General features: G+C 64.5%; 26 protein-coding genes. 16 read left to right on the top strand and 10 right to left on the bottom strand.

Annotation, left to right across the window (positions count from 1 at the left end; translation table 11 throughout):
- Nucleotides 1-402, top strand: coding sequence for a SufE family protein (locus IEV87_RS05620; protein WP_188476675.1), 402 nt, complete (start codon nt 1-3; stop codon nt 400-402).
- Here the strand turns inward: IEV87_RS05620 and IEV87_RS05615 are convergent.
- Genes IEV87_RS05615 through IEV87_RS05605 form a run of 3 tightly spaced genes read right to left on the bottom strand, consistent with a single transcriptional unit; the run spans nt 399 to nt 2,257 of the window.
- Nucleotides 399-902: a hypothetical protein gene (locus IEV87_RS05615; protein WP_188476674.1), complete on the bottom strand. Its 504-nt coding sequence runs from the start codon at nt 900-902 to the stop codon at nt 399-401. The genes IEV87_RS05620 and IEV87_RS05615 overlap by 4 nt on opposite strands.
- Nucleotides 899-1,531, bottom strand: a complete 633-nt coding sequence (locus IEV87_RS05610) for a DUF1638 domain-containing protein (protein WP_188476673.1) — start codon at nt 1,529-1,531, stop codon at nt 899-901. The genes IEV87_RS05615 and IEV87_RS05610 overlap by 4 nt, the downstream gene beginning before the upstream one ends.
- 21 nt (nt 1,532-1,552) lie before the next feature.
- Nucleotides 1,553-2,257 (bottom strand): corrinoid protein, encoded by a 705-nt coding sequence (locus tag IEV87_RS05605; protein WP_188476672.1) that lies wholly within the window; start codon nt 2,255-2,257, stop codon nt 1,553-1,555.
- Between the two features lie 219 nt (nt 2,258-2,476).
- Here IEV87_RS05605 and IEV87_RS05600 point away from each other — a divergent pair, with 219 nt between their 5' ends.
- Nucleotides 2,477-3,580, top strand: a complete 1,104-nt coding sequence (locus IEV87_RS05600; RefSeq protein WP_229737436.1) for a PA0069 family radical SAM protein — start codon at nt 2,477-2,479, stop codon at nt 3,578-3,580.
- Between the two features lie 48 nt (nt 3,581-3,628).
- On the opposite strand, the gene IEV87_RS05595 is transcribed toward IEV87_RS05600, so the two are convergent.
- The gene (locus IEV87_RS05595; protein ID WP_188476670.1) at nt 3,629-4,597 is read right to left on the bottom strand and encodes a GlxA family transcriptional regulator; all 969 of its coding nucleotides are present in this window, start codon (nt 4,595-4,597) and stop codon (nt 3,629-3,631) included.
- Between the two features lie 180 nt (nt 4,598-4,777).
- Between IEV87_RS05595 and IEV87_RS05590 the strand changes: the two genes are divergently transcribed.
- Nucleotides 4,778-6,145 carry a class II 3-deoxy-7-phosphoheptulonate synthase gene (locus IEV87_RS05590; RefSeq protein ID WP_188476669.1) on the top strand — a complete coding sequence of 456 codons (1,368 nt, stop codon included), beginning with the start codon at nt 4,778-4,780 and terminating at the stop codon, nt 6,143-6,145.
- Nucleotides 6,146-6,217: 72 nt separating this feature from the next.
- Here the strand turns inward: IEV87_RS05590 and IEV87_RS05585 are convergent, their stop codons facing one another.
- Nucleotides 6,218-6,904 carry a PAS domain-containing protein gene (locus IEV87_RS05585; RefSeq protein WP_188476668.1) on the bottom strand — a complete coding sequence of 229 codons (687 nt, stop codon included), beginning with the start codon at nt 6,902-6,904 and terminating at the stop codon, nt 6,218-6,220.
- A gap of 305 nt (nt 6,905-7,209) precedes the next feature.
- Here IEV87_RS05585 and IEV87_RS05580 point away from each other — a divergent pair, with 305 nt between their 5' ends.
- The 10 genes from IEV87_RS05580 (at nt 7,210) to phoB (ending at nt 16,876) form a co-directional block, all read left to right on the top strand.
- On the top strand, nt 7,210-8,100 hold the full coding sequence (locus IEV87_RS05580) for a YicC/YloC family endoribonuclease (protein ID WP_188476667.1): 891 nt from the start codon (nt 7,210-7,212) through the stop codon (nt 8,098-8,100).
- Nucleotides 8,101-8,172: 72 nt separating this feature from the next.
- Entirely contained in the window at nt 8,173-8,832 is a 660-nt protein-coding gene (gmk, locus tag IEV87_RS05575) for a guanylate kinase (RefSeq protein WP_188476666.1), read from the top strand.
- Entirely contained in the window at nt 8,829-9,353 is a 525-nt protein-coding gene (locus tag IEV87_RS05570) for a gamma carbonic anhydrase family protein (protein ID WP_188476665.1), read from the top strand. The genes gmk and IEV87_RS05570 overlap by 4 nt, the downstream gene beginning before the upstream one ends.
- A gap of 16 nt (nt 9,354-9,369) precedes the next feature.
- A complete protein-coding gene (locus tag IEV87_RS05565) occupies nt 9,370-10,410 on the top strand; it encodes an ATP-binding protein (RefSeq protein WP_188478354.1) in 1,041 nt (346 codons plus the stop codon).
- Nucleotides 10,411-10,646: 236 nt separating this feature from the next.
- Nucleotides 10,647-11,687 carry a substrate-binding domain-containing protein gene (locus tag IEV87_RS05560; RefSeq protein WP_188476664.1) on the top strand — a complete coding sequence of 347 codons (1,041 nt, stop codon included), beginning with the start codon at nt 10,647-10,649 and terminating at the stop codon, nt 11,685-11,687.
- A gap of 95 nt (nt 11,688-11,782) precedes the next feature.
- Nucleotides 11,783-13,255, top strand: coding sequence for a phosphate ABC transporter permease subunit PstC (gene pstC, locus IEV87_RS05555; RefSeq protein WP_188476663.1), 1,473 nt, complete (start codon nt 11,783-11,785; stop codon nt 13,253-13,255).
- Entirely contained in the window at nt 13,252-14,613 is a 1,362-nt protein-coding gene (gene pstA, locus IEV87_RS05550) for a phosphate ABC transporter permease PstA (protein WP_188476662.1), read from the top strand. Before pstC ends, pstA begins: the two co-directional genes overlap by 4 nt.
- Before the next feature lie 16 nt (nt 14,614-14,629).
- Nucleotides 14,630-15,427, top strand: a complete 798-nt coding sequence (pstB, locus tag IEV87_RS05545; RefSeq protein ID WP_188476661.1) for a phosphate ABC transporter ATP-binding protein PstB — start codon at nt 14,630-14,632, stop codon at nt 15,425-15,427.
- 28 nt (nt 15,428-15,455) lie between these two features.
- Entirely contained in the window at nt 15,456-16,169 is a 714-nt protein-coding gene (gene phoU, locus IEV87_RS05540) for a phosphate signaling complex protein PhoU (protein ID WP_188476660.1), read from the top strand.
- Nucleotides 16,170-16,189: 20 nt separating this feature from the next.
- Nucleotides 16,190-16,876: a phosphate regulon transcriptional regulator PhoB gene (phoB, locus tag IEV87_RS05535; protein WP_373284030.1), complete on the top strand. Its 687-nt coding sequence runs from the start codon at nt 16,190-16,192 to the stop codon at nt 16,874-16,876.
- Nucleotides 16,877-16,917: 41 nt separating this feature from the next.
- Here phoB and IEV87_RS05530 read toward each other — a convergent pair whose 3' ends face one another.
- Nucleotides 16,918-17,514: a VPLPA-CTERM sorting domain-containing protein gene (locus IEV87_RS05530; RefSeq protein ID WP_188476658.1), complete on the bottom strand. Its 597-nt coding sequence runs from the start codon at nt 17,512-17,514 to the stop codon at nt 16,918-16,920.
- Between the two features lie 259 nt (nt 17,515-17,773).
- Between IEV87_RS05530 and IEV87_RS05525 the strand changes: the two genes are divergently transcribed.
- Together IEV87_RS05525 and IEV87_RS05520 are read left to right on the top strand one after the other, a co-directional pair.
- On the top strand, nt 17,774-18,583 hold the full coding sequence (locus IEV87_RS05525) for an autoinducer binding domain-containing protein (protein WP_188476657.1): 810 nt from the start codon (nt 17,774-17,776) through the stop codon (nt 18,581-18,583).
- A 403-nt stretch (nt 18,584-18,986) separates the two neighbouring features.
- Entirely contained in the window at nt 18,987-19,592 is a 606-nt protein-coding gene (locus IEV87_RS05520; protein WP_188476656.1) for a DNA-3-methyladenine glycosylase I, read from the top strand.
- Between the two features lie 147 nt (nt 19,593-19,739).
- Here IEV87_RS05520 and tsf read toward each other — a convergent pair whose 3' ends face one another.
- The 4 genes from tsf to IEV87_RS05500 form a co-directional block, all read right to left on the bottom strand.
- Nucleotides 19,740-20,621 (bottom strand): translation elongation factor Ts, encoded by an 882-nt coding sequence (gene tsf, locus IEV87_RS05515; protein ID WP_188476655.1) that lies wholly within the window; start codon nt 20,619-20,621, stop codon nt 19,740-19,742.
- A gap of 92 nt (nt 20,622-20,713) precedes the next feature.
- On the bottom strand, nt 20,714-21,481 hold the full coding sequence (gene rpsB, locus IEV87_RS05510) for a 30S ribosomal protein S2 (protein WP_188476654.1): 768 nt from the start codon (nt 21,479-21,481) through the stop codon (nt 20,714-20,716).
- 182 nt (nt 21,482-21,663) lie between these two features.
- Nucleotides 21,664-23,238: an ABC-F family ATP-binding cassette domain-containing protein gene (locus IEV87_RS05505; protein WP_188476653.1), complete on the bottom strand. Its 1,575-nt coding sequence runs from the start codon at nt 23,236-23,238 to the stop codon at nt 21,664-21,666.
- 250 nt (nt 23,239-23,488) lie between these two features.
- Nucleotides 23,489-24,646: a HupE/UreJ family protein gene (locus tag IEV87_RS05500; RefSeq protein WP_188476652.1), complete on the bottom strand. Its 1,158-nt coding sequence runs from the start codon at nt 24,644-24,646 to the stop codon at nt 23,489-23,491.
- Here IEV87_RS05500 and IEV87_RS05495 point away from each other — a divergent pair.
- Complete coding sequence (locus IEV87_RS05495; RefSeq protein ID WP_308419883.1) at nt 24,600-25,430, top strand: DUF4198 domain-containing protein; 831 nt, start codon at nt 24,600-24,602, stop codon at nt 25,428-25,430. The genes IEV87_RS05500 and IEV87_RS05495 overlap by 47 nt on opposite strands.
- The last annotated feature ends 41 nt before the right edge of the window (nt 25,431-25,471 follow it).

Raw genomic sequence — 25,471 nt, 5'->3', positions numbered from 1 at the left:
ATGGCACAACCGGCATTCGAGGCGATCGTCGAGGATTTCGAATTCCTGGAGGACTGGGAAGATCGCTATCGCCATGTGATCGAACTGGGCAAGGCGATGGACCCGCTGGACGAGGCGCTGAAGGTCCCCGCCAACAAGGTCCAGGGCTGCGCCAGCCAGGTCTGGCTGTTCCCGAGCGTCGAGGGCGGCATCTTCCGCTTTGACGGCGACAGCGACGCGATGATCGTGCGCGGGCTGGTGGCGGTCCTGCGCACGCTTTACAACGATCTGCCGGTGACCGAGGTCGGCAAGGTCGACGCCCAGGCTGAACTTTCCCGGCTTGGCCTGCAGGACCACCTGTCGGCGCAGCGCTCTAACGGCCTGCGCTCCATGATCGCGCGGATCCGTGAAGTCGCCGCCTAGGCCGTCACATACCGCCTGAGCGACCGGACAAACCCGTCGATCCGCGCGCTTAGCGGTGATCCCGGAAAGGCGATGACCGACTCCGTCGTGACCGCCCTTGGCACAAGCGCGCCGATCAGCGCCTCCGCCTCCGCCGCATCCTCCTCCGACAGCGCCAGCCCCTGCGCTGCCGAAAGCTGTGCCAGCCGCTCCTGTATCTCTCGCATCCCCCGAAAGGCCTCCATCATCGGCGCGGTGAGCGCGGGGTCGTCCTGCCAGCTCCGCCCCGCGAACAGTTCCTGGACAACCCGCTGCCCGGCTCCGGTGCAGGAATAGCGGACGCAGCCGGAAAAACCCTCGCTTTCCAGCCGGTCGTGGATCGAACAGGCATGCCCCGACAGGTTGGGGCAGGGCACACCCGCCGGCTTGTCGATCCCAAAGGAGTTTCCCCTGTCGAACGCCAGCGCGAGACAGCAGAGCGCGGCACATTGCCCGCAGTCCTCGCTCAGGGACGGGATCACACCGCCGCTTCCAGCGCGCGTGCCAGATCGCCATAGCCGGTGAACCGCCGTTCGAACGTCAGCCCCAGCTTCTCCGCCGCCGCCGCCGCCCTGGCGGTCAGCGCCGAATCCTCGGTCTGCGCAAGGTAGACGAGGCGCCGATAGTTGCCGAAGTACATGTCGCGAAGCTGCGGATGCCGGTCCATCTTCAACCCGCGCCATATGAAGGTGTCGAACTGGCGGGTCAGGAAATCGGTTAGGTAGAAGGCGTCGATCTCATCCCGCGCGGCAAAGGCGGCGAGCCCGTCGAAGAAAGCATAGCAATGCGCCCCCGCGATCATCTCCACCCCCATCTCGGCGCAGGCGGCTTCCAGCAGCCCGCCGGTGCCGCAGTCGGCATAGGCCACGAAGACGGTTTCATAGTCTGCGCGATGCTTCGCCACGGCCTCCCGAACAGCGCCGGTAATCCGGTCGGGATGGTTGTGCAGGATCGCCGGAAGGCACTGCAGGTCGACATGACGCCAGCCGTTCAGCTCGATCAGGGCGAGGATCTCCCGCGCCAGGGCCCCGCAGCCCAGCACCAGCACGCGCCCGCGGCCAGAGGCCGCAAGACCACGCTCCGTCAGCTCGCTGTCAGTTGGCTCCTGCATCGCTCCCCCGAAGGGCGGCGGTCAGCCCGTCACGCCCTGGTTGTGCTTGCGCGCGACCAGCTTCTTCGCCGTTTCCACCGCCACGGCGGCATCCCGGCAATAGGCGTCGGCCCCGATCGCCTTGCCGAATTCCTCGTTCAGGGGCGCGCCCCCGACCAGGACGATGTAATTGTCGCGCATGCCTTTTTCGGTTAGCGTGTCGATCACGACTTTCATATACGGCATGGTGGTGGTCAGCAGCGCCGACATGCCAAGGATGTCCGCGCCTTCCGTCTCAAGCGCGTCGAGGTATTTCTCGACCGCGTTGTTGATGCCCAGGTCCACGACCTCGAAGCCCGCGCCTTCCATCATCATCGCGACAAGGTTCTTGCCGATGTCGTGGATGTCGCCCTTGACGGTGCCGATCACCATCTTGCCGACGCGGGGCGCGCCGGTTTCGATCAGCAGCGGCTTGAGGATCGCCATCCCGCCCTTCATCGCGTTCGCGGCCAGCAGCACCTCGGGCACGAAGAGGATCCCGTCGCGGAAATCGTTGCCCACGATGGTCATCCCGCCGACCAGCGCCTTGGTCAGGATGTCATAGGGCTGCCATCCGCGTTCCAGCAGGATATTCACGCCTTCCTCGATCTCCTCCTTCATGCCGTCGTAGAGATCGTCGAACATCTGTTCGACAAGCTCCTCGTCATTCAGATCGGCCAGGATGATCTCGTTGTCTTCGTCCGACATAGTGGTCCCTCGGTGCGCGGCGGAAACGCCTGTTCCCGCAGCCTTCTACGTTTGCCGCAATCCGACTTCACCGATTGCGACACCGCGTTGCGATCTTCCGACCAATACCCGGATTTTCGCGGACCGCCATACGAAAAATCTTCATCTGGATCATGGGCATCGCTTGAACAGGCCCGCATCCCCCTTGCTGTTGTTCCCGTTATGTTCCAGATTTGCCCCATGACCCCGCCCGAAACCGCGATTCCAGAAGACCAGAGGATCGACCCCGCCGCCCGCAGGGGCCGCGGCGCGTCGTCCAACCTGACGGGCCGCTACGAATCCCGCCAGCGCGAGGCCATGCACGACGGCTGGGACATCCCGGAGGAGGTCCGCCAGATCCGCACCGACCTGCGCGAGGAGACCGCGCGCAGCCTCATCACCTACAACAGGTCGCCCGATCTGCCCTTCGACAGGTCCATCAATCCCTACCGTGGCTGCGAACACGGGTGCATCTACTGCTTCGCCCGGCCCACCCATGCCTATCTCGGGCTGTCCCCGGGGCTCGACTTCGAAACCCGCCTGACCGCCCGCACCAACGCGGCCGAAGTGCTGGACCGCGAACTCCGCGCCGGGAAATACCGCTGCGCCACCATTGCCATCGGCACCAATACCGACCCCTACCAGCCCGTCGAACACAGTCGTCGCATCACCCGCGCCTGTCTCGAGGTGCTCTCGGCCCACAATCACCCCGTCGCCATCGTCACCAAGGGCAGCGGAATCGAGGCCGACATCGACATTCTCTCCGATATGGCCGCGCGCGGGCTGGCGGCCGTCGGCGTCTCCGTCACCACGCTCCGCCCCGACATCGCGCGCCGGATGGAGCCCCGCGTGCCGGCCCCGACCCGCCGTCTCGCCACCATCCGCGCGCTGGCCGATGCCGGCATCCCGACCCGCGTCATGGTCTCTCCGGTCGTGCCCGGCCTGACCGATCCTGAGCTCGAGTCGATCCTCGAGGCGGGCCGCGACGCCGGGGCGCAGACCGCCTCCTGGATCATGCTCCGCCTCCCGCTCGAGGTCGCGCCGCTGGTCGAAGCCTGGCTCCGCGACCATCACCCGGACCGCGCCGACAAGGTTCTGAACCGCCTGCGCGAAATGCACGGTGGCAAGCTCTACGACGCGCAATGGGGCAAGCGCATGCGGGGGGAGGGGGTCCATGCCAGGATGATCGCCGCCCGCTTCGACGCCGCCGTCCGCCGTTTGGGCCTCGCTACCGCGTCACAGCCGCTCAGAACCGATCTTTTCGCCCCGCCGCCGCGAAAGGGCGACCAGCTCAGCCTGTTCTGAACCGGCGCTTCATCTTGCCGGAAATATCCCCGCCGGAGGCATCCGCCCTCAGATCGTCAGCCGGGCGGCCTGGGTCCCGCGCTCTCGGTAGGGCGTCGTATTGTACTGCGCCCGGTAACATTTCGAGAAATGTGACGGAGAGGAAAAACCGCAGGCCAGCGCAACGTTGATGACCGACATGTCGGTCTGCATCAGCAGATTGCGCGCCTTCTGGAGACGCAGTTCCATGTAGTACCGCTTGGGCGACCGGTTCAGGTAGCGGCGGAACAGCCGCTCAAGCTGCCGGGTCGACATGCCCACGTCCTGCGCCAGCGTGGCCGGGGAAATCGGCTCCTCTATATTCTGCTCCATCATGTGGATGACCTGGCTCAGCTTGGGATGCCGGACTCCGATCCGGGTCGGCACGGACAGACGCTGCGTGTCCTGATCCGTCCGGATGGAGGAATAGATCAGCTGATCCGCCACCGCGTTCGCCAGATCCTCGCCCTGCCGGTTCGCGACCAGTTTCAGCATCAGGTCGATGGAGGAGGTTCCCCCCGCCGTGGTCATCCGCTGCCCGTCGATGGTGAAGACCGACTTGGTCAGCTTCACCTCCTCGAACTCCTCTGCGAAACTGTCGTGGTTCTCCCAATGGATCGTCGCACGCTTGCCGTCCAGCAGCCCCGCCTCCGCCAGAACATGCGCGGCCGTGCACAGCCCGCCGATTGCCAGCCCGCGCCGCGCCTCGCGCCGCACCCAGTTCAACAGCGGCTTCGTCGTCGCCTTCTGGATGTCCAGTCCGCCGCAGATCAGAACCACGTCCTCGCGGTTCAACTCTCCGAGGATATTGTCCGATGCAAAGGTCGTGCCCGCCGAACAGCTGACATTGCGCCCGCCCTCTGTCTGGATCTCCCAGACATAAAGTGTCTTGCCCGCCATCCGGTTGGCGATCCGCAGGCATTCCAGCGCCGAGGCGAAGGACAGGAGAGAGAAATTGTCGAGCAGGACAAAGACAAAACGGGTCGGCTTGTCGGACATCGGGCGCACTCTTGCGACGGAAAACGTCGGTTTTGATTGCCGGAAACCGTGTCACGCGCCTTTCGCTTCCGCAAGACTCCATTATCGGCGTTGTGACCGCGCGGTGACAATTGCCGGTAGCGCCCGCGGATTGCCCTGTATATAACCCCCGAACCCGAGAATCCGGTGGAGGAGACCGACATGTCAGGTTGGAAGAAAAGCGACTGGCGCAGCAAACCGCGCGTTCAGATGCCCGACTATCCCGATCAGGCCGCGCTCAACGCGGTCGAGGCGAAGCTGTCCAAGTATCCCCCGCTGGTCTTTGCGGGCGAGGCGCGCCGTCTGAAAGAGGCGCTTGGCAAGGCGGGCCGGGGTGAGGCCTTTGTCCTGCAGGGCGGCGACTGTGCGGAGGCGTTCGACCAGTTCTCTGCCGATGCGATCCGCGACACGTTCAAGGTGATGCTGCAGATGGCTATGGTGCTGACCTTCGGCGCCAAGGTTCCGGTCGTGAAGATCGGCCGCATGGCCGGCCAGTTCGCCAAGCCCCGCTCCGCCCCGACAGAGGTGATCGACGGCGTCGAACTGCCCTCCTACCGCGGCGACATCATCAATGAACTGGACTTCACCGAAGCGGCCCGCGTGCCCAATCCGGAAAAGATGCTCCAGGCCTACATGCAGGCGGCGGCAACGCTGAACCTGCTGCGCGCCTTCTCCACCGGCGGTTATGCCGATGTGAACGAGGTGCACCGCTGGACGCTCGGCTTCACGGAGGCGGACGAGGCCGAACGCTTCCGCGACATGGCCAACCGGATCAGCGACACGCTCGACTTCATCCGCGCCGCCGGGGTCAACTCCGAACGTCAGCATGCGCTGCGGCAGGTGGATTTCTACACCTCCCATGAATCGCTGCTGCTGGAATACGAAGAGGCGCTTTGCCGCGTCGATTCGACCACCGGCCAGAACTTGGCGGGCTCCGGGCATATGATCTGGATCGGCGACCGCACCCGTCAGCCGGACGGGGCGCATGTGGAATTCGCCAAGGGTGTACTGAACCCGATCGGTCTGAAATGCGGCCCCTCGATGACTTCCGAGGACCTGAAAAAGCTGATGGCCACGCTGAACCCGAAGAACGAGATGGGCCGCCTGACCCTGATTGCCCGCTTCGGGGCAGGCAAGGTCGCGGACAACCTGCCGCGCCTGATCGACACGGTCAGCCGCGAAGGCGCCAATGTCGTCTGGGTCTGCGACCCGATGCACGGCAACACGGTCAAGTCCAACACCGGATACAAGACCCGTCCCTTCGACGCGGTCCTGCGAGAGGTGCAGGAGTTCTTCGCCGTCCACAAGGCAGAGGACACGATCCCCGCGGGCGTGCATTTCGAAATGACCGGTCTGGACGTGACGGAATGCGTCGGCGGCCTCAAGGAAGTGTCCTACGAGGATCTCAAGGACCGGTACCACACCGCCTGCGATCCGCGCCTGAATGCCTCCCAGTCGCTGGAGCTGGCTTTCCTCGTGGCGGAACAATTGACGTCCCGCCGTCAGGAACGGCTGGCCGAAGCTGGCTGAAACGGACCACGGAAAATCATTAAGGCGCAGCGGGTTGCTGCGCCTTTTTCGTTTTAACCGATGTCGGAACGCTCATTCAGAATGATCGGTTTTCACCAGCCTCAGGTACGGCGCCGGACCCGGCTCGAACCGGGCGGGGGCCTCTGACAGACCGACAGGCTCCGGGCGGTGCCTGGCCGGCGCAATTGGCCCGTCATCGATGACCACATCGTCCTTCAGCAGGGGTCGCATCACCACCTCCGACACGTCGAACCGACGTGGCGCACGCCCGATGCCGCCCAGTGTAACGAGGCAGCCAAGCACCCGGCTGATGTCGCCAAGGTCGCTTTTCAACGGCAGCAGCAGCATGCGGGCCTCCAGCGGCGGCTTGCCGAAGCCCGTCTCGCCGGTCAGCAGCAGTTCCGCCTTGGCCGGGCCGGTGCAGACCTCTTCCAGCGCCTCACCGACCTGTGCCCGCGCTGCGGCGGTGAAGAACGTGGTCACCGGCATCCCGCGCACCTCCATCCCCATGAGCTCGGTCAGGTGCGATCCGGCGATCCGAACCCGCCCCAGACCCGGAGCGATGCGTTCCGCGATGAAGGCGAATTCCAGCGCGCGTTCGATGCCGCGCGGGTTCACGTCCGACCGGCGGGGCACGAGCCGGCCGCCGCGGATCGCCTCCCAGTAACCATCGACCTCGCGCAGGGGCTGAAAGCGGGCGGCATTGGCGAAATGTGTCATCTTAACGACCTTCCGGTCCGTTCCGAGGTCCTCGGGCATGGGAATCGTCCTGTCATATCCATCTGTCCTGCCACGGATTTTCCCAAAGGCCCCCGCCATCTCCGGTCCGCGTCGCAGCAAGCTTACCGATTCATGAATGCCATATTCCCGCCTTAATCGGGCAGAATTCTGAACGAATGGTTAACACGACGGGACGTCCCCGCTGCGCCTTCGTATCGGGCGCAAGGGTCACACAGCACCGTCTTTGCATGCGCAGCGCCGGTCTGCTCTGGACCTCTGCCGCGCCGATGGTCTAGCTCGGAACAGCCCCCGGTTGAGAGGGGCAGGGACGAAGGGCAGGGACGATGCACCATTCCATGACCGGATTTGCCGCCGCACAAGGCGGATCGGGCGCACACAGCTGGTCCTGGGACCTGCGGTCGGTGAACGCCAAGGGACTGGACCTGCGCCTGCGCGTGCCCGACTGGCTGACGGGGCTGGAGGCACAGCTGAAGGCCCGGCTCACCAGGGCACTGTCCCGGGGCAGCGTGACCCTCAATCTCCGCATCACGCGCGAGGAACAGGCAGGCCGGCTTACCGTCAATACCGCCGCGCTGGACGAAGTCCTCGCCGCGCTGGTGACGGTGGAGGAGCGGGCGATGATGCAGGGCATTTCGCTCGCACCCTCGCGCGCGGCGGATCTGCTGACGCAGCGCGGCGTGCTGGAAACCGGCGGCGGAGAGGATGACATCGACCGTCTGAACGCCGACCTGCTGAAGGATTTCGACCGTCTCGTCACGGCCTTCCTCGCCATGCGCGAATCCGAGGGCAGGGCGCTCGTCGCACTGCTCAACGGCCATTTCGACCGTATCGAGTCGCTGGTCACGCAGGCCGCCGCCGTCGTGGACGCCCGCCGCGACGCCATGGCGAAGACACTGAAGGCGCAGCTGGCGCGCGTGCTCGAGTCCGACATCAAGGTCGATCCGCAGCGCCTGGCGCAGGAACTGGCCCTGATCGCCGTGAAGGCCGACGTGACCGAAGAGCTCGACCGCCTGACCGCTCATGTCGCCGCTGCCCGTGACCTGCTGGCCGGAACCGGCCCCGCCGGACGCAAGCTCGACTTTCTCGCGCAGGAGTTCAACCGGGAGGCCAACACCCTCTGTTCCAAGTCGCAGAACGCTGAACTGACCGCCATCGGGCTGGAGCTGAAGGCGGTGATCGAACAGATGCGCGAACAGGTGCAGAACCTCGAATGATCCGCCGCCGCTTGCCCCGGCCCGAATAATTTGCCACTTCCCTGCTAACGGAACTGACGGAACGGCAGGGACATGACCAGCCCCAAGACATCCTCCGACCGGCGCGGGCTGCTGGTCATCCTGTCTTCCCCCTCGGGTGCGGGCAAGTCGACGCTGGCAAAACGGTTGCGCACCTGGGACCCGACGATCCGCTTCTCCGTCTCTGCCACGACCCGCGCACCGCGGCCCGGAGAAGTGGACGGCAAGGATTACCACTTCCTCACCGAATCCGCCTTCAAGTCGCTGGTGGCGGATGACGGGATGCTGGAACACGCCCATGTCTTCGGAAATTTCTACGGCTCTCCGCGTGCGGCCGTGCAGGAGGCGATCGACGCCGGTCAGGACGTGCTCTTCGACATCGACTGGCAGGGCGCGCAGCAGATCTCGAACTCCGTGCTCGGTCCGAACACCCTGTCGATATTCCTGTTGCCCCCGTCCATCGCCGAACTGCACCGCCGCCTGCGCGAACGCGGGCAGGACAGCGATGAGGTGATCGCCGGCCGCATGCGCAAGAGCTGGGACGAAATCAGCCACTGGGGCGGCTATGACTTCGTGCTGGTGAACGACGATCTCGACGCGACCGAGGAAAAGCTGCGCGCCATCCTGACCGCCGCCCGCCTGCGCCGCACCCAGCAACCCAGCCTGACGGACCACGTCCGCCGCCTGCAGACCGAATTCGAGGAAACCCAATGATCTACGCACTTGACGGCATCGCGCCCGACTTTCCCGAAGACGGCGACTACTGGGTCGCCCCCGATGCCAATGTCATCGGCCGGGTGGTGCTGGAATCCGGCGCATCGGTCTGGTTCGGCGCGACCCTGCGCGGCGACAACGAAATCATCCGCATCGGGCGGGGATCGAACGTGCAGGAAAATACCGTGATGCACACCGACATGGGCTGTCCGCTCACGGTTGGCGAAAACTGCACCATCGGCCACAAGGCCATGCTGCACGGCTGCGCCATCGGCGACAACTCCCTTATCGGTATGGGCGCGACGATCCTGAACAATGCTGTCATCGGCAGGAACTGCCTGATCGGGGCCGGGGCGCTGGTGACCGAGGGCAAGGAAATCCCGGACAATTCCATGGTGCTTGGCAGCCCCGGCAAGGTCGTGAAGGAACTGGGACCGGAATGGGTGGACCGGCTCAAGGCTTCCGCGCTCGGCTATCAGCGCAACATGCGCCGGTTCCGGGACGGGCTGAAACCGCTCTGAGCCGGGGCAGGGGATGCTGAGCGACACCTTCCTGACCCAGCTTCTCCAGGCGATCCCGCTGGCCTCTGTCATCATCGGTCGGGGCGAACGGATCCTGGCGGCCAACTCTCTGGCGCTCGGCCTTCTCGGGCAGGCCATCGTCGGGCGGCACTTCATCACCGCGATCCGCCATCCTGCGGTGCTGGACGCGGTCGACGCCTGCCTGCGTGACGGCCAGACCCGGCGGACCCGCCACCTCACCAGCCAGACCGGCCGCGATCTGACGTTCGAGGTGACGGCCTCCGCCATCGACCTCGACAGCGACACCGGCGTGATGGTCTGTTTCGAGGACGTCTCGCCGCTGGAACAGGCCAGCCAGATCCGCCGGGACTTCGTGGCCAACGTCAGCCACGAACTGCGGACCCCCCTGACCGCGTTGCTTGGCTTCATCGAAACCCTGCGCGGCCCGGCGAAGAACGACCCCGCAGCACAGGCCCGCTTTCTCGAGATCATGCAGCGCGAAGCGCATCGCATGGAACGGCTCGTGCGCGATCTGCTCTCCCTCAGCCGGGTGGAGAGCGAGGAGCGCATGCGCCCGACCGCCCGCATCGACGTGGCCGCGCTGCTCGGCTCCGTCGCCCGCGCGCTTGGCCCGCTGGCCGCGGAGAACGGATCCACCTTCCTGCGCACGGGCCCGGAAGAGGGCGTGATGGTGGCCGGGGACGAGGATCAGCTGCGGCAGGTCTTCACCAACCTGATCGAGAACGCGGTGAAATACGGCGCCAAGGGCGGCGACATCGGCATCGCGATCGAGACGTTCAGGGAATCCAAGGGGTTCGGCGGTCCTGCGGTCGACATCGCCATCACCGACCAGGGACCGGGAATCGCCCAGGTCCACCTGCCGCGACTCACCGAACGGTTTTACCGGGTGGATTCGCACCGATCCCGCGAAATGGGCGGCACCGGACTTGGTCTGGCCATCGTTAAGCATATTGTCACACGCCATCGCGGAAGATTGCGTATAGAAAGCGAACCGGGGCAGGGCAGTCGCTTTACCGTATCCCTCCCGCTTGGCTGATCCCGGCGCGTCCGCCGGAAGATCAACAAAACATGACGCTTTCCGGCCCCGTCCGGACAGGCCCCGGTGGTGACCGGTTTCCAGACAAATTCCCCCGGTTGTCTATTTGACCGGACGTCACCCGGCACCGTCATCAAACTGTTACATAACGTTCACAAAAGCATCGTGAGCACCCAATAGGAGGCTCTCAGGGTCACCGGGGATGGTGGCCGACAATCCATGTTTGGGAGCAATCCATGTCCATGATGAAACTGACCGCCTCTGCCCTGGCGATCGCAGCCGTTTCCGCAACCGCCGCAGCCGCCCGTGATCAGGTGCAGGTTGCCGGTTCCTCCACCGTTCTGCCCTATGCCTCGATCGTTGCAGAAGCGTTCGGTGAAAACTTCGACTTCCCGACCCCGGTCGTGGAATCCGGCGGCTCCTCCGCCGGCCTGAAGCGCTTCTGCGAAGGCGTGGGCGAAAACACCATCGACGTCGCCAACGCGTCGCGCAAGATCAAGGACAGCGAGATCAAGGCCTGCGCCGAAGCCGGCGTGACCGACATCATCGAAGTCAAGATCGGCTACGACGGGATCGTCTTCGCATCCCAGCTGAACGGCCCGGAGTACACCGCGTTCGAACCCGCCGACCTGTTCAACGCGCTGGCCGCCAACGTTCTGGTCGACGGCAAGATCGCCCCGAACCCGCACAACCAGTGGTCCGATTTCAACGCCGACCTGCCCTCCGAAGCCATCCTGGCCTTCGTTCCGGGCACCAAGCACGGCACCCGTGAAGTGTTCGACGAAAAGGTCATCCACGCTGGCTGCGAAGCCACCGGCGCGCTCGAAGCCTTCAAGGCCTCCGGCATGGACGACAAGGCAGCCGACAAGGCCTGCATGGAACTGCGCACCGACGGCAAGTCGGTCGACATCGACGGCGACTACACCGAAACCCTGGCGCGCATCGACAGCAACGCCAATGGCATCGGCGTGTTCGGTCTGGCGTTCTACGAGAACAACACCGACAAGCTGAAGGTCGCCACCATGTCCGGCGTCGAGCCGAAGACCGAAACCATCGCATCGGGCGACTACCCGGTCTCCCGCCCGCTCTACTTCTACGTGAAGAAAGCGCATATCGGTGTGGTTCCGGGCCTGAAGGAATACGCTGAATTCTTCGTCTCCGACGACATGGCAGGCCCCTCCGGCCCGCTGTCCGAGTACGGCCTGGTTTCCGATCCGGAACTGGCAGGCACCCAGTCGATGGTTGCCGAAGAAAAGACCATGGGTTCGAACATGTAATTCGGCCCCGGGGCGGCGCAGCACGCGCCGCCCCGACCCCTCCGGCCGCATATCGGCCGGTCAGCTCATCCCCTTCAGTTTCGGGAACTTATCCAATGTCGGCATTCTGGATCCTGATTATCGTACTGGCCCTTGCCGCCGTCGGATACGTCCTCGGTCGCCAGCGGGCGATGGCCTCTGCCGGCGGCGACAGCCGCCATCTGCACTCGCTGCCCGCCTACTACGGCTACAACGTCTCCCTCTCCGTCCTCGTGCCCGCGCTTGGCCTTCTGGTGCTCTGGCTGATCGCGCAGCCGATCGTGATCGAACGCTCGGTCAAGACCATGATCCCCGAGGAAACCTACACCGACGCCGGTGCGCTGAATCTCATCATGTCCGATGTGCGCCGGGTGGCGAACGGGCTCGACCTCGCGGTGGAGCGGGGGGCGCTGACCTCCGAACAGGCCGGGTCGATCCGGACCGAATTCACCAACATCCGTGAGCGCCTCGGCTCTGTCGGTGTCGCGCTCGGCTCCGACGTGCAGCGCGAAGTTCTGACCGCTGCACAGAGCTACCGCGCCATGAACGCCACCGGCAACCTGATCCGCGCCGTGCTGGTGCTGGCGCTTGCCGCTGCCGGCTTCGGCTACGCCTACATGCGCACCGACAGGGATTTCCGCGCCCGCAACGTGGTGGAGCGCGTGCTCCTGTCGATGCTGGTCTTCGCCGCCTCCATCGCCATCCTGACCACCGTGGGCATCGTCCTGTCGCTGGTCTTCAACACGGTCGAATTCTTCAAGCTCTACCCCTGGACCGAATTCTTCTTCGGCCTGACCTGGTCGCCCTCCTTCGGCGGCGGATCGGACCTCGGAATCCTGCCTCTGTTCTGGGGCACCTTCTACATCTCTCTCATCGCGCTGGCGGTGGCGGTGCCGATCGGGCTCTTTGCGGCGGTGTACCTCTCCGAATACGCGTCCCCCGCGGTGCGCGCCTTCGCCAAGCCGCTGCTCGAGGTGCTGGCCGGGATCCCGACCATCGTCTACGGTCTCTTCGCCCTGCTGACGGTCGGCCCGGCGCTGGTCGCGATCTTTGGCCGCGACGGCGCGCTTGGCGTCCAGTGGATGGGCGGCGGCACGGCGGTGATGACCGCGGGTCTTGTCATGGGCATCATGCTGATCCCCTTCGTCTCCTCGCTTTCGGACGACATCATCAACGCGGTGCCGCAGGCGATGCGTGACGGGTCCCTCGGCCTCGGTGCGACGAAATCGGAAACCATCAAGCAGGTGGTCCTGCCCGCCGCGCTTCCGGGCATCGTCGGCGCGATCCTCCTCGCCGCCTCCCGCGCCATCGGTGAAACGATGATCGTGGTGCTCGGGGCAGGGGCCGCGGCAAGGCTCTCGCTCAACCCGTTCGAGGCGATGACAACCGTGACCGCCAAGATCGTCAGCCAGCTGACCGGGGACGCGGATTTCGCCTCGCCCGAAGCCCTCGTCGCCTTTGCCCTGGGCATGACGCTCTTCGTCATCACCCTCGGCCTCAACATCTTCGCCCTCTGGATCGTGCGCAAGTACCGGGAGCAATACGAATGACCGACGCGACCTCCACCCCCGGCGCCATGCCGCACGCCGCCCCGAAGTCGTCGCTGCTGACGCTGGACTCCCGTGTCCGCCGCCGCAACGCCGCCGAGGCCCGGTTCCGCGCCTATGGCATCGCCGCCGTCTCCGTGGGCCTGATTTTCCTGGTCTTCCTGCTGATCGCGATCTTCCGGAACGGGATCCCGGCCTTCACGCAGACCTTCATCTCGGTTCCCGTCGAACTGGTCGAGGAAAAGCTCGACAAGACCGGCAACCGCGACATCGAGGAGATCAAGAAGGTCTCAACCTTCGGCTACAAGCCGCTGCTCGTCGACGGGCTGACCACGATGCTGGCCGATGCGGGCATAGAAAACCCGTTCGAGAAGCCGGCGGATGTCGAAAAGCTCGTCTCCGCCTCCGCCGTCGGGCAGATCCGTGACTACGTGATCTCCCACCCCGACGCCATCGGCAAGACAGTGGAATTCCGTGTGCTCGCCTCCTCCCGCGTCGACGGCTATTTCAAGGGCCGCGTGACCCGCGAAAGCCTTGTTCGCGACAAGAACCTCGATGCGGAACACCTCGACGTCTCCGACGCGCTGACCGAAAGCGGCCAGATGAAGCGCAGCTTCAACTGGGCCTTCATCTTCGGCGCCGACGCCTCGGAATCCCGCCCCGAACAGGCCGGGATCGGGGTCTCCATGATCGGCTCGTTCTTCATGATGCTGGTGGTGCTGTTCCTGTCCCTGCCGATCGGCGTCGCCGCGTCGATCTATCTTGAGGAATTCGCGCCCAAGAACAAATGGACCGACCTGATCGAGGTGAATATCTCCAACCTCGCCGCAGTGCCCTCCATCGTCTTCGGCATCCTCGGCCTGGCGGTCTTCATCCAGTTCGTCGAATTGCCGCAGTCCGCGCCGCTGGTCGGGGGACTGGTGCTGACCCTGATGACCCTGCCGACGATCATCATCTCGACCCGCGCCTCGCTCAAGGCCGTGCCGCCGTCGATCCGCGACGCCGCGCTTGGGGTAGGGGCCTCCAAGATGCAGTCGGTCTTCCACCACGTCCTGCCGCTGGCCATGCCCGGCATCCTGACCGGCACGATCATCGGCCTCGCGCAGGCGCTTGGTGAAACCGCGCCACTGCTGCTGATCGGGATGGTCGGCTTCATCGCGTCGAACGCGCCGGACGGGATCGCCGCGGGCTTCCTGTCGCCGAACTCCGCCATGCCCGCGCAGATTTACGAATGGGCCAAACGCGCCGATCCGGCTTATTATGAACGGGCATGGGGCGGGATCATCATCCTTCTCGCCTTCCTCATGACCATGAACATCATCGCAATCATCCTGCGTCGCCGCTTTGAGCGCCGGTGGTAATATGGGAGACACAGTTATGTACGACGCACCCGCATCGGAGCAGAAAGTGAATCAGAAGAGCACGAAGATCGCGGCCAACAAGGTCCAGGTCTTCTACGGCGACACCCACGCCATCAAGGACGTGGACGTTCAGATCGAAGACAAGACCGTCACCGCCTTCATCGGCCCCTCGGGCTGCGGGAAGTCCACCTTCCTGCGTTGCCTGAACCGGATGAACGACACCATCGACGTCTGCCGTGTTAAGGGCGAAATCCTGCTGGACGGAGAGGACATCTACGATCCCAAGGTCGACCCCGTGCAGCTGCGCGCCAAGGTCGGCATGGTGTTCCAGAAGCCGAACCCCTTCCCCAAGTCGATCTACGACAACATCGCCTACGGCCCCCGCATCCACGGCCTCGCCAAGAACAAGGCGGACCTCGACGAGATCGTCGAAAAGTCGCTCCGCCGTGGCGCCATATGGAACGAGGTGAAGGACCGCCTGCACGCCCCCGGCACCGGTCTCTCCGGCGGCCAGCAGCAGCGTCTGTGCATCGCCCGCGCCGTGGCCACGGAACCCGAAGTCCTGCTGATGGACGAACCCTGTTCCGCGCTCGACCCGATCGCCACCGGCCAGGTGGAGGAGCTGATCGACGAACTGCGCGAGAACTACTCCGTCGTCATCGTGACCCACTCCATGCAGCAGGCCGCGCGCGTGTCGCAGAAAACGGCCTTCTTCCACCTCGGCAACCTTGTGGAATACGGCGAGACGGGCCAGATCTTCACCAACCCTGTCGATCCGCGCACCGAAAGCTACATCACCGGCCGCATCGGCTGACCGGGCCCAGCCCGAAACGGAGGACACCATGGCAGAGCAGCACATCGCATCCGCATTCGACCGCGACCTCGAAGCCATCCAGGCCAAGATCATGAAGATGGGCGGGCTTGTCGAAGCCGCCATTCTCGACGCCGCACAGTCGCTGGACACCCGTGACGAGGAACTGGCTGAAAAGGTCAGGGCAGGGGACAAGGCCATCGACGCCCTGGAAGAGATGATCAACGAAGACGCCGCGCGGCTTATCGCGCTCCGCGCCCCGACCGCAGGCGACCTGCGCATCGTCCTGTCGGTCATGAAGATCTCGGCCAACCTCGAACGCATCGGCGACTACGCCAAGAACATGGCCAAGCGGACCTCGATCCTGAGCCAGATGAGCCAGATCGCCGGGTCCAACGCCGCGCTGCGCCGCATGGCGCGCGAGGTGAACGAGATGCTGAAGGACGCGCTCGACAGCTACATCCAGCGCGACGTCGCCAAGGCGCAGGACGTGATCGCCCGCGACGCCGACGTCGACCAGATGTACAACGCACTGTTCCGCGAATTCCTGACCTTCATGATGGAAGACCCGCGCAACATCACCGCCTGCATGCACCTGCATTTCATGGCCAAGAACACCGAACGCATGGGGGATCACGTGACCTCCATCGCGGAACAGGTGGTCTACCTCGTCACCGGCGACGCGCCCGAGGATCGTCCGAAACAGGACGTCACCTCGACCGACCGGACGCTGGCCCCTAGCTGAGATACTGGAAAGACATGGGAATGCCCAACCAACCGACCGTTCTGGTTGTGGAAGACGAACCGGCGCAGCGCGAAGTCCTGGCCTATAATCTTGAGGCCGAGGGCTTTCGCGTGACGCGCGCCGAAAACGGTGAAGAAGCCCTGATGCTGGTCGACGAGGCCGCGCCGGACATCATCGTTCTCGACTGGATGCTGCCCTCCGTCTCCGGCATCGAGGTCTGCCGCCAGCTCAAGATGCGCAACGAGACGCGCGGCGTGCCGATCATCATGCTCTCTGCCCGGTCCGAGGAAGTCGACCGGGTGAGGGGCCTTGAAACCGGCGCCGACGACTATGTCATAAAGCCATATTCCGTCATCGAACTGATGGCCCGCGTGCGCGCGCAGCTGCGCCGCACCCGTCCGTCGACGGTTGGCGAGCGGCTGGAATACGAAGGCATCGTGCTGGACAGCGAAACGCACCGCGTGACGCGCCAGGGCAACGTCCTGAAGCTGGGCCCGACGGAATTCCGTCTGCTCACCACCTTCATGGAAAAGCCCGGCCGCGTCTGGAGCCGCGAACAACTGCTCGACCGGGTCTGGGGCCGCGACATCTATGTCGATACGCGTACCGTGGACGTCCACATCGGCCGCCTGCGCAAGGCGCTCTGCCAGCATGGCGGCGACGACCCGCTACGCACGGTCCGTGGCGCCGGTTACGCGCTAGGATAAAGCGAAGGGCGGCACCGGGTGCCGCCCTTCATGTTTCCGGATCAGCCCTTGCGCCGCCGCAGCAGCCCAAGCCCGCCGACACCCGCCAGCAACAGGGGCAGGGAGGCCGGCAGCGGCACAGCGACTCCGTCCAGCGTGAAGCTGATGGTATAGTCGCCGACCGCACCGCTGGTCACGTAGGCAAGGTTGTAGCCGAGGGCCTCGACAAAGTCGTCCACCGGATCGCCCTGGAACTTCAGGTCGTAGGTCAGGTTCACGCCACCGGTGACCGGTGTACCCGACCAGGTGCCCGACGCCGTGACGCCCATGTAGGTCTGCGGCAGGCTCAGCGCCGCCAGCGTTCCGACGCTGAAGACGCCAAGCGCAACCGTGTCGTCGTACATTCCGTCGGGATAATTGATGTTCTGCACATCGTGCGTCACGTTGAAGACGTCGATGTCGAAGGTCAGCGTGTAATCCCGCACCGGAGCGAGATCGGCAAAGATCGCGACAAAGTTGTCGGTGCCGGTCATTTCAAAGGACTTCGCGGTCTTCTTGTAATGGAAGGAGCCGGAGAGCGTCCCGCTGGCCACGGGCACCGCCATTGCGGCGACAGAAGACACAAGAAGAACGGCAGTGGTGGAAAGAAGAAGTTTCATCGGGAATACCCATTTGATCAAATGAAGGTGTCCCGAATAGCAGATGATGCTTTTTCAGGCAACTCCGGTGGCCACAGGGGGGCTGCCAAGCATCGAATCCTTATCGTATAATCGGTATTATGTAACATTGATGCAGACCTGAATGCTCCATAAGGCCAAGTTTTGCGCGATTCTCACACGCGGATCGCGGGTCCGTGATCCACTCTCGACTCGTTGCAGGTTGTGGGCCTAAATTGCACCGCGCAGTGAAAGAGGATCCATGACCGACTCCGCCGCCCTCGAAATCCCGGACCCGACCGAAGGCGACCGGCTCGCCGCGCGGCGGGATTATCTGGAACGGCTGACCAATGCCCAGTCGATCGAGGAGCTCTGGCAGCTCCACTGCGACAAGATGGCGACCTACGGGTTCGACCGGCTGATCTACGGGTTCACGCGCTACCGCACCGCGACCTCCCTCGGCGACCCCGAGGATTTCGTCATCCTCACCAACCACGACGAAAGCTACACCGACGCCTTCCTTGGCAAGGGCCTGTATTTCCACGCGCCCATGGTGAACTGGGCGCTCAACCACGAAGGCGCCTGCTCCTGGTCGATCCTGGGCGAGATGATGCGCTCCGGCACCATTACCGATAGTGAGCGGAAGGTCATCGACTTCAACCGCCAGCACGGCGTGACCTCGGGATATTCCATATCCTTCAAGTCGATCTCGCCGCGTACCAAGGGCGCCATCGCGCTTACCGCGCGCGCCGGCGTGACGCAGGAGGAGGTTGACGCCACCTGGTCCGTGCATGGCCGCGATATTGTCGTGATGAACAACGTCGCGCATCTCAAGATCCTCACCCTGCCCTATGCCGGTCCCGCGCGCGGACTGACCAAACGCCAGCGCGAGGCGCTGCAATGGGTCGGTGACGGCAAGACGACGGCCGACATTGCGCTCATCATGGGGCTGACCGCCGCGACGGTGGAAAAACATCTGCGGCTCGCCCGAGAGGCGCTGAACGTGGACACCACCGCGCAAGCCGTTCTGAAGGCTGCATTTCTCAACCAGATGTTCGTCTTCGAAACCTGACCACCAGGTCAAATTTTTACCATTGGGTAGGGATTCCCTGACTTTCGTGACGCCACGTAAAACGGCAATCTGGCCGTGTTCCGTGAGTGGTGGCTTTTCTGGCCATGGAGCATCCGGGCCGGACCTTCGTGATTGCGGAGCTCTCCGGTCCGGCCGGGAAACCGGAGCCGGTTCGGGGGTGTATAGTCCGCCTCCGTGCCGGCACCCCAAGGGTCCGACCATCCCCATCAGGGACCCCTGGCAAGTCTGCGGTGCCGGCCTTCGGGTCGGCACCCTTTGCAGAACGAACCGTACCATATGAAAACTGCATAAGATCAATGCCTCAAAGACCGCTGTTCAACCCGTCTTGACCCCAGGTGTCCGCCACCTCAGGATCATCCCGACGAACAGGACAGGAGCCCGCATGACCGCCCTCGCCCAAGGCCCCGACGGCCGACACCGCTGCTCCTGGGTCAGTCAGACGGCAGATTTCATTCCCTACCATGATGACGAATGGGGCTGGCCGGTCACCGATGACCGCCACCTGTTCGAAAAGCTCTGCCTCGAAAGCTTCCAGTCCGGACTCAGCTGGCGCACAATCCTGGCTAAACGGGACAATTTCCGGGCGGCCTTCGGCAATTTCGACGCGGCCACGGTCGCCGCCTTCGACGATACGGACATCGCACGCCTGCTGCAGGACGCAGGCATCATCCGTCACCGGGGCAAGATCGAAGCCGTCATCAACAACGCTGCCCGCGCGCTTGAGGTCGTGGAGGAGAAAGGCTCCCTCGCCGCCTATGTCTGGTCCTTCGAACCCGATCCCGGCGAGCTCGGCACACCGCAGAGCATGACCACCTCCGCCTCCGCCATCGCGATGAGCAAGGACATGAAGAAGCGGGGATGGAAATTCGTCGGCCCCACGACAGTGTTTGCCTTCATGCAGTCCATGGGCCTGTTGAACGACCACGCAGAGGGCTGCTGCATCCGCGAGGCGGTCGATCAGGCGCGCGCCCGGCTGGTCCGTCCCTGACCGACCCGCTCGCGAACTGTCATCCCCGGACCTGAACCGAGGATCTCGGGCCGGAAAGACCCTCGGGTCGAGCCCGAGGATGACACGTCCGAAAAGCAAAAAGGCCGGGGAAACCCCCGGCCCTTCCGATCCGGTCAGGCAGAGACCTCAGCCGCGTGCGGTCGCCGCGACCTCGGCCGCGAAGTCCTCGACCTTTTTCTCGATGCCTTCGCCGACTTCCATGCGGACATAGCCGAGGATTTCGACGCCGGCCTCTTTCGCAGCCGCGCCGACGGTCAGGTCGGGGTTCACGACAAACGCCTGGTTCAGAAGCGTGATCTCGGCCAGGAACTTCTTCATGCGGCCTTCGATCATCTTTTCGATCACGGCGTCGGGCTTGCCCGATTCCTTCGCGATGTCGATCTGCACCTGACGTTCCTTGGCCACGACCTCCGGGTCAATCTCCGCCTCGGTCAGCGCCTGCGGACGCGGGTCGGCGGCCGCGACGTGCATCGCGACCTGGCGGCCGAAGTCCTCGTTGCCGCCTTTCAGGGCCACCAGAACACCGATCTTGCCCATGTTGTCGGCGGCGGCGTTGTGCACATAGGTCACGACGGTCTCGCCCTCGACCGACGCCATACGGCGCAGGGTCATGTTCTCGCCGATGGTGGCGATCTTGTCGGTGATCATCGTCTCGACGGTCTTGCCGTCGACGGTGGCCGCCTTCAGCGCCTCGACGTCCGACGCAGTCAGCGCGGCGTTGGCGATGGATTTCACCATGGCCTGGAACTCGGCGTTCTTGCCCACGAAGTCGGTTTCGGAGTTCACCTCGACCGCAACGCCCTTGCCACCTTCAACCGCGACGGCAACCAGGCCTTCGGCAGCGGTGCGCCCGGCCTTCTTGGCGGCCTTGGCGAGCCCCTTGGTCCGCAGCCAGTCGATGGCCGCTTCCATGTCACCGTCGGTTTCGGTCAGCGCCTTCTTGGCATCCATCATGCCTGCGCCGGACATTTCGCGCAGTTCTTTCACCAGTGCAGCAGTGATCGCCATATCGGCTCTCCTCAAGTCTTGGAAATAGTCCTGGCCGCGGGCGTACCCGCGACCTGTGACGGTATTGTAAAGCCCGCGAGGGGCCGGAGGGCTTACGCCTCTGCGGCTTCCTCGACAGCCTCTTCAGCCGGGGCTTCTTCGAGCGCGCCAAGGTCGACACCGGCCGCGCCAAGCTGCGCGGTCATGCCGTCAAGTGCGGCACGGGAGGCGAGATCGCAGTAAAGCGCAATCGCACGGGCCGCGTCGTCGTTGCCCGGGATGATGTAGTCGATGCCATCGGGAGAGCAGTTGGTGTCGACAACCGCGACAACCGGGATGCCCAGCTTGTTCGCCTCGGCAATCGCCAGCTGTTCCTTCTTGACGTCGATGACGAAAAGCAGATCGGGAACGCCGCCCATTTCGCGGATCCCGCCAAGCGATGCGGTCAGCTTTTCCTGGTCACGCTCCATGCCAAGACGCTCTTTCTTGGTCAGGCCTTCGGCGCCGGAGGCGAGCTTCTCGTCGATCTCCTTCAGGCGGTTGATCGACTGGGAGACGGTCTTCCAGTTGGTCAGCGTGCCACCGAGCCAGCGGTGGTTCATGTAGTACTGCGCGCATTTCTCCGCAGCTTCGGCGATCGGCGCCGACGCCTGACGCTTGGTGCCGACGAACAGCACGCGGCCGTTCTTCGCGACGGTCTCGCGGATGACGTTCAGGGCAGCGTCCAGCATCGGGACGGTCTGCGTCAGATCCATGATGTGGATGCCGTTGCGCGCACCGTAGATGAACTCGCCCATACGGGGGTTCCAGCGCTGCGTCTGGTGGCCGAAGTGAACGCCTGCTTCAAGCAGCTGGCGCATGGTGAACTCGGGAAGAGCCATGTCCGTTTCCTTTCCGGTTTAGCCTCGGCGGGGGTGAGAAGCGTCGCTTCAACCGGTGGACCTCCGGGGATGTCTCCCCCGGACGCCCGACCCCGCCTGCGGGATTGAGTGGCGGTGCCTTACACGCCCCCTGCCCCCGTGGCAACAGCGAAAACGCCATTTCCACGCGCTCGCCCGTGGTTTCAAAGCCCGATCCGCCGCGTCACGCCGATTTCCGCCAGAAACCGCGCGTCATGGCTCACCACCACCAGCGCGCCGTCGTAGGTGGACAGCGCCTGCTCAAGCGCCTCTGTCGCCAGGACGTCGAGGTGATTGGTCGGCTCATCCAGCAGCAGAAGGTCCGGCGCGGGATCCCCGGCGAAGGCGGCCATAAGCCCGGCGCGCAGCCGTTCCCCGCCAGACAGCCCCGCCAGCGGCGTCTCCGCCTCCGTGTTGCGGAACCCGAACCGGGCGAGCGCGGCGTGCAGATCGTTGTCCGCCACATCCGGCCTCAGCCGCCGCACCGCGTCGATCAGCCGCCCGCCGGAGCCGAGGGCCGCGAAGTCCTGGTCCAGCCGCGCGATCCGTCTTGCGTGAACCTCCCGACAGCCGTCATCGGGCACGACCTCTCCGGCGATCACCTGCAAGAGCGTGCTTTTGCCGACCCCGTTGGCCCCCGCGACCGCGACCCGTTCCGGCCCGGTGATGTCCAGGCTGACCGGCCCGACGGTCCGGTCGCCGCGTCTGACCCGTATGGCATGGAGGCGCAGCACCGCCCTGCCCCGCGGTAGCCCGCTTTCCGGCAGGGTCATTCGGGGCGGCACGAGACGCACCACCGCCTCCGCCGCGGCCTCCCGCGCATCCTCCGCCGCACCGACACGGTCCGACCGCATCGCCTCGGCCTTCGCCCGGGTCTGCTGCGCGCGTTCCGCCTGGGCGTCGTGCCACATTTTCGGCATCGATCCGTCCGACCGCGCCTGTCTGCCCCGCGCCCGGCTCTGGTCCTGCTTCTCCCGCTGCGCCTGCCGCTCCGCCTTCTCCCGCCGCGCGACAGCTTCGGACCGGGTCAGCGCTTCGACCGCGCGCGCCCGCCGCGCATCCCGCTCTTCCGCGAAACGGGTCCACCCGCCCGTCACGACCTCCGCCCCCGGAGAGTCGAGGTCGATGATCCGGTCCGCATGGTCGAGCAGTTCCCGGTCGTGACTGACCAAAATGACCGGATTCGTCCATCTGGTCATTATGTCCCGGACAAGCGCACGGCCCGCAGCGTCGAGGTTGTTCGTCGGTTCGTCCGCCAGCAGCACCTCCGCCCCCGACAACAGGGCCCCGGCGAGGAGAAGCCGCATCCGCTCGCCACCGCTGAAACTGCCCATGGCGCGCGTCAGGTCCGCTCCTGCCATGCCCACACGATCCAGCGCGGTGGAGAGCCGGTCCGGAAGCGTCCAGTCGGCCAGCGCTGCATCCTGCGTATCCCCGCGCCCGTCCATCAGCCGCCGGATCGCCGCATGGGCCGGCCCGATGCCCATGACAAACGCCGCTGTGTGTGTCGAAGGTCCGGTGTCCTGCGTCAGCAGGTGACAGCCGCCAGACCGGTGGACCGCACCGGACATGGGGGCAGCGTCACCCGACAGGATGTTGAGAAGAGTGGATTTTCCACACCCGTTCCGCCCGACGATCCCGGTCAGTCCGGGGCCGAAAGTCAGGGACAGGTTATCTAGAAGGATCGTTCCGTCAGGTGCGGCGACCGTAAGGTCGGAGATCGTCAGATAGGCAGGCATGAGACACCGAATTGCAATGAAAACCAAGGGCTTGCACTTCGTTTCGATGATCCATTTCACCTGCTCCGCGATACAGACTGACACGGCCCCTGCTGTGAGCCGAGCTTCTTTAGATGATGGGACTTTGACGCGGCAAGATCAAGTCCGGCCGAACCTCTGCAGTGGTGAGGCCGAGCCGGATTTGGAGTCTCTATATGAAAAGAGGCGTTTCTTCAGTGTATTACGATCTGAACCGAACGTTCTTTAACTCTCAGAGAAACGTCCGTTCCACCGCCCAGTACAGCCCCACGCAGGCGATCAGCACCGAAGCAGGGATGGAGATCGCCGCACGATACCACGACTTGTGCCGGAACCACGCACCGACCGCGAGGAAGGCCAGCGCAATCACGGTGAGTTGCCCGAATTCCACCCCGAGGTTGAAGCCAAGCAGCGCCGGAATCAGTTGATCCTGCGGCAGTCCGAAGTCTTGAAGCACTGAGGCAAAGCCAAGCCCGTGCAGCAGCCCGAAGGCAAAGACCACCACCGGACGCCAACGATGCAGGTTGGTGGAGAAGATGTTCTCGATCGCTATGAAGGCGATGGAGGCGGCAATCAGAGGCTCCACGATACTGCCCGGAACATTGACCCAGCCAAGCGCGCCAAGCGCCAGCGTCACCGTATGCGCCAGCGTGAAAGCCGACACCTGCCAGAGCAGCGGCCGCACCGCCGGGGACAGGAAGAACAGGCCCAGCACGAACAGGATATGGTCCAGCCCCTTCGGCAGGATATGATCGAAACCGACGGGAATATAGCTGGCGAACGCCTGCCAGCCGCTCTGCGCGTCGCCGCCGGTCAGCGCGATGGCGGCGATCCTCTCTCCGCCTTCCACATAATCTGCAAAACCGTTCTCCACCCCGGTGACCCGAAGGGCCAGGGTGCCGTGCCCCTCCGGCCAGGCAAAGCTGACCGTGTCGGCGCCCGCGGGGAGCGCTCCTTCAAGGATGACCCGGCTGGCGCGCGCCAGCTCCGGATCGCCGACCTCGGTGACCTCCACCGCCTCGATGCTAAGCGGAATATCCCCGGTATCGGTCCCGATCGCCAGCCCGTCCGAGATGCGCGGCCAGTCCTGCGTGATGCGCGCGGCCAGCGCGTCGGGTTCCAGCAGGCGCAGCGTATCGTACTCCGCCGACCTGTCGCTGGTGTTGGTGTCCATCAGACCGTCCAGGTCGATGCCCGCGACCAGCGCCTCCGCGTTCAGCCGCAGCTCCAGCCGGAGCGTGTCGCCGTTCCGCGACATCAGGCCGACGGTCGGCAGCACCTCATGCGCAGTGGCCGGCAGCGCCATCACAAGGGCGGCAACACCTGCCAGTACGCTTGACACAATGCCCGCAAACCGCAGCTTTGGCCGCATGACCCGTCTGATACCCATCACGATCTCCCTTTTGCTCACACTAACCACGATGAGCCGTGCCCATGAGTTTTGGCTGGAACCGCAAAACTATCAAGCCGATCCGGGCGCAAGGGTGGATGTGGATATTCGCAACGGGCAGGACTTCAAGGGCCTGACACTGAGCTGGTTCGACCCCCGCATTCAGAAAACAACTGTTCTGAATGGAGGGCGAGAGAGTGAATACAATGGGTTACCCGGCGACCTTCCGGCGATCTCCGTGGATGTCGGTGATGAACTGATCGTTCTGTCCTATGCCTCAACCCTGTCGGAACTGACCTACGACAGCTGGGACAAGGTGAAAAGCTTCGTGCAGCACAAGGATATTGCGTGGTTTTTCGACGCCCACTCGGCCCGGGGTCTGCCCGAGGACGGCGTGACAGAGGGCTACTGGCGCTTTTCCAAGACCCTGATCGCAGGCGGCGAAGGTGCCGGTTCGGACGCGGACACCGGGATGGAAACCGAATTTGTCGCCCTGACCAACCCCTATACGGACAACGCAAAGAGGTTTACCGCCCGTCTGCTCTACCGCGGTGCCCCCCGTCCCGACGCCCAGGTGGAACTGTGGGAGAAACGCGACGGCGAGGTGACGAGGACAATTCACCGCACCGACACGCAGGGGCTGGTCACCGTGCCCGTCCGGCCCGGCTACAGCTACATGTTGGATGCCGTGGTCCTGCGCGAACCCGCTTCCGACGCCGCGAAAGAGGCCGGTGTCATGTGGGAAAGCCTCTGGGCCAACCTGACCTTCGCGGTGCCGGACTAGCCTCTTGAATAGCCGCTTGCCCGCCATGCACCGCGCGGGCA

It is taken from the genome of Primorskyibacter flagellatus (genome assembly GCF_014638275.1).
Classification (GTDB): Bacteria; Pseudomonadota; Alphaproteobacteria; order Rhodobacterales; family Rhodobacteraceae; genus Pseudooceanicola; species Pseudooceanicola flagellatus_A.
Note: the sequence above shows the minus strand (reverse complement) of the source record. Positions and strands in the feature narration are given on the sequence as shown.